The organism is Streptomyces sp. YS-3 (assembly GCF_045257485.1).
GTDB lineage: Bacteria > Actinomycetota > Actinomycetes > Streptomycetales > Streptomycetaceae > Streptomyces.
In genome coordinates this window covers 1-4,487 of the sequence record NZ_JBJHPC010000578.1, presented here as the reverse complement: position 1 = coordinate 4,487, position 4,487 = coordinate 1, and the positions used below count along the sequence as shown (strand labels likewise).

Annotated in this window: 3 protein-coding genes; 2 read left to right on the top strand and 1 reads right to left on the bottom strand. The window is 73.2% G+C overall.

Going from position 1 to position 4,487, the window contains the following annotated elements:
- The coding region (locus ACJA3G_RS31080; RefSeq protein WP_406556374.1) for a fatty acyl-AMP ligase at positions 1-1,814 on the bottom strand (1,814 nt) is incomplete at its 3' end.
- 369 nt (positions 1,815-2,183) lie between these two features.
- Here ACJA3G_RS31080 and ACJA3G_RS31075 point away from each other — a divergent pair.
- Together ACJA3G_RS31075 and ACJA3G_RS31070 are read left to right on the top strand one after the other, a co-directional pair.
- Entirely contained in the window at positions 2,184-3,779 is a 1,596-nt protein-coding gene (locus ACJA3G_RS31075; RefSeq protein WP_406556373.1) for a DHA2 family efflux MFS transporter permease subunit, read from the top strand.
- A gap of 2 nt (positions 3,780-3,781) precedes the next feature.
- Positions 3,782-4,456, top strand: coding sequence for a TetR/AcrR family transcriptional regulator (locus ACJA3G_RS31070; RefSeq protein ID WP_406556372.1), 675 nt, complete (start codon positions 3,782-3,784; stop codon positions 4,454-4,456).
- Positions 4,457-4,487: the final 31 nt, after the last annotated feature.

Here is a 4,487-nt window from a genome sequence, read left to right as displayed (position 1 = left end):
TCCCTGCCCGTACTCCACCAGCGCCTGCAACGGCCGGGGGCGGCCAGCGGAGCGGGCTGCTCGGCGGCGGGGGCGACGAGGGCCGCCACCGGCCGTTGCAGGCGCTGGTGGAGTACGGGCAGGGAGCCGTCGAGGAACAGACGGCGCATCAGGGTGCGCTGGGTCTTGCCGCTGGTGGTCTTGCGGACCGCGCCGGGGCGCACCAGGACCACACTGGCCGCGGGGAGCTGGAACCTGCGGCTGAGCACGGCCTGGACCTGCGCGGCGAGGGCGGGCAGATCGTGTTCGCCGTGCCGGCTGGGCCGCACCTCCTGCACCACCACCACGTGACCGCGGCTCTCCTCCTCGTCCCCGACGGTGAACACCGCGCCGCCGCCGCGGCGCAGGGACGGGCCGGAGTCCTGCACGGCCTGCTCGATGTCCTGCGGGTAGAGGTTGCGGCCGTGGTGGATGAGCATCTCCTTGATGCGTCCGGTGACGAACAGCTCCCCGTCCACCAGACCGCCGAGGTCGCCGGTGCGCAGATAGCCCGAGCGGCCGTCGGCGGTCGCGGCGCGGAAGGTCTCCTCGGTGGCCTCGGGACGGTTCCAGTAGCCGCGCGCGACCGAGGGGCCGCGCAGCCAGATCTCCCCGACCCGGCCGTCCGCCAGCGCCTGGTGGGTCATCGGGTCGACGACCAGCACCTCGCTGCCGGCGGGTGCCCCGCAGCCGACCAGGGTCCTGGAGGTGCGGTCCGGGCGGGCGGGGCGCAGCTCGTGCTGCTCCAGCAGATGCGCGTCGACGACCAGTTCGACGTGGCGCGCGGTGGTGTCCCCGGCGGAGGCGAGCAGGGTGTTCTCGGCCAGGCCGTAGCAGGGGAACAGCGCCTCGGGGCGCAGTCCGTTGGCGGCGAAGCGGGCGGTGAAGGTGCGGATGGTGGCGGCGCGCACCGGCTCGGCGCCGTTGAGGGCCACCCGCAGGCTGGACAGGTCGAGCCCCTCGGCCTGCTCGTCGGTGGTGCGGCGGGCGCACAGCTCGTAGCCGAAGTCGGGCGAGGCGGTGCCCTCGACGCGGTAGTCGTGGATCATCCGCAGCCAGCGGTGCGGTTGCTTGATGAAGGAGACGGGCGACATCTGCACGCTGGTGCCGCCCATCCACAGTGGGTGCAGCGTCATGCCGATGAGGCCCATGTCGTGGTAGAGCGGCAGCCAGCTGCCGGTGACGACCCCGGGCCCGGTGAGCATCGCGCGGTGGATGGCCTCCTGGTTGGCGGCCAGGTTGGCGTGCGTGACCATGACGCCCTTGGGCCGGCTGGTGGAGCCCGAGCTGTACTGGAGGAAGGCGATGTCGTCGTCGCGGACCTCGGGCGGGAGCCACAGCGCGGGATCCCCGCCGTCGTCCTCCAGCGCCAGGCACACCACGTCCCGCTCGCCCGAGGCCGTCAGCCAGGCGGCGAGCGGCTGGCGCTGCTCGGGGACGGTGAGGACCGCGCCCACCGAGGCGTCCCGCAGGATGCCGCTGACCCGGGCCAGCCGCTCGCCCGGCTCGTCCGGCAGGGGCGCGGGGATGGCCGTGCGCCCGGCGTAGAAGCAGCCGAGGAAGGCGGTCACGAACTCCAGGGTGGGCGGATAGAGCAGCAGCACCGGCCGGTTCGGGTCACCCGGCGACTCCTGGCGCAGCCGGGCGGCGAGGAGACGGGCGCGGCGGTCCAGTTCGGCGTAGGTGATCTCCTCGGGCCGCATGGTCGGGCCGTCCTCGTGCAGGTACACGAACGCGGGCCGGTCGGGGTGCTGCTCCGCTCCGGCGCGTACGGCCTCGGTCAACGTCCTGTGCATCTCTTCCCCTGTCACTGGGTCCGGTGTCGCTGGATACGGGCTGACGCGGCACCAAGTGCCATCTGTCGAACCATCGTTGGCGGGAAGTGAAAAGGACCTGTAAAGGCAGCCTTGCGGTGCACGTCGCAGCTTCGGGGCTTCCCGCAGGTGCGGTGGAGAGGGGGAGCGCGGGGTCCGTTCGTCCGTACGGAGAGGGAAAATTGGCACGCAGTGCCGCGCCACTCGGGACTGTCCGGAGCCGTCCGGATATGAGTCAGGACTGTTTCGATACGGCATTGACTCGATTGGCGGGCGGGTCTAGCGTCGGTGACCGCACAGCGACAGACGGCAGTTCACGCAGCACCCTCTTCCTTCCGAGGAGCGGCATCCGTGACCACTCAGCTCGCATCCCGTCCGGCCGAGCAGGACCGGGCCGCCGCCCACCGCTGGTGGGTCCTCGGCGTCCTCGTCGTGAGCCTCCTGCTCGTGGTCCTCGACACCTCGATCCTGAACGTCGCGCTCAAGACGCTCGCCGAGCCCGCGCCCCGGGGCCTGGGCGCCTCCTCCGGCGCACTCCAGTGGTCGGTGGACTCCTACACGCTCGTCTTCGCGGCCCTGCTCTTCAGCACCGGCGTACTGGCCGACCGCTGGGGCCGCAAACGCACCCTGGTGGCCGGGCTCGTCGTCTTCGGCGGCTGCTCGCTCTGGTCCGCCCTCGCGGGCAGCGCGGGCGAACTCATCGCCGCCCGCGCGGGACTCGGCGTCGGCGGCGCCCTGGTCATGCCGGCCACCCTGGCGATCATCATGAACGTCTTCCCGCCCGACGAACACGCCAAGGCCGTGGGAATCTGGGCCGGGGCCGCCGGTCTGGCGGTCGCGGTGGGGCCGATCACCGGAGGCGCGCTCCTGGAGCACTTCTGGTGGGGCTCGGTCTTCCTCATCAACATCCCGATCGTCGTGATCGGCACCGTCGCCGCGCTGGTCGTCGTACCGGAGTCCCGCGACCCCGGACGCGGCGGCTACGACCCGGTCGGGGTCGCCCTGTCCGTGGCGGGTCTCACCCTGCTCGTGTACGGGGTGATCCAGGGCGGCGAGCACGACGACTGGGCGGCGGCCCGGGTGTGGGGGACGATGCTCGGCGGGCTCGTGGTGCTCGCGGCGTTCGTCCTGTGGGAGCGACGGGCCGCGCGCCCCGCGCTCGATGTGGCCCTGTTCCGCGTCCCGCGTTTCTCGGCCGCCGTGACCGTCATCGGCCTGGTCTTCTTCGCGCTCCTCGGCGCCACCTTCTTCCTGGTCTTCTATCTGCAGAGCGTGCGCGGCTGGACGCCCCTCCAGGCCGGATACTGCCTGCTGCCGCTGGCCGTCGCGCAGTTGCTGTGCTCACCGCCCGCGACCCTGGCGGCCAGGCGGATCGGGGTGCGGCCGGTGTGCACCACCGGGATGCTGCTGACCACCCTGGCCTTCGTCACCGTCGCCACCGTCGACGAGCGCACCTCGCTGTGGCTGCTCGAATCCGTCTTCTTCGTCCTCGGTGTGGGCATCGCCTGTGTGATGCCGCCCGCCACGGCCGCCGTGATGTCGGCCCTGCCCCGGCAGCGGGCCGGCACCGGCTCCGCCGTCAACACCACCTTCCGCCAGGTGGGCGGGGCGCTCGGCGTCGCGGTCCTCGGCTCGGTGCTGTCCACCGCGTACCGCTCGCGGATGTCCGGCCACCTGGCGGCCGTGCCGGACCAACTGCGCGACAGGGCCGGGGAGTCCGTGCAGAGCAGCCTCGCCGTCGCCGACGCGCTCGGCCCGCGCGGCACCGCCCTCGCGGACCACGCCGTCGACGCGTTCGTCTCCGCGATGCACGTCACCGCACTGGTCGCCGCCGGAGTCACCCTCCTCGGCGCCCTCCTCAGCCTGCTCCTGCTGCCCGCCCGCACCCCGGACGGACACACCGGAGCGGAGGAACCCGCCAGAGCCCACCACCCCACGGAGGTCTGAGCATGCGACCACCCGTTCCACCGGAGGCCGGGGGCGCCGCGCCCGCCGGCCTCCGGCCCGCGTCCGCCCCGGCCGCCCGGAACACCGCCCGCGGCGGACGCCCGCGCGACCCCGCCGCCGACCGGGCGATCCTGGAAGCCGTGCTGGCCCTGCTGGGCGAGGGACACAGCTTCCGGGCCCTGTCGATGGACCTGGTGGCCCAGCGGGCCGGGGTCGCCCGCGCCACCGTCTACCGCCGCTGGCGCAACAAGGAAGAGCTGGTGCTCGCGGCCCTGAGCAGCCTCGACGTACCCGTGACGCCCTCGGACGGACTGCCCCTGCGGGACCGTCTCGTGGACCTGGTCGACCAGATCCGCCACCGCGGCCAGGACACCAATCTGCACCGCCTCCTGGCCGGCCTCCTCGGGGAGGCGGTGCACCGCCCGCAGCTCGTGGAGCGGTACGAGGACACCGCGGTCGCCGCACGGAGGGATGCCATGCGGCAGGCGCTGCGCGACGGGCTCGACAGCGGGGAGCTGCGCCCCGGACTCGACGTCGACCAGGCCATCGAACTGCTCACCGGACCGATGCTCGCCCGGCTGATCCTGCGTCAGCGGCCGGTGGAGTCGGCGGCGTTCGCGGAGGCGATCGTCGACACCTTCCTCGACGGCACCAGGTCCCACCCCACACCCCGGTAGCCCGCCCGCACCACCTGGCCGGACACCGGTA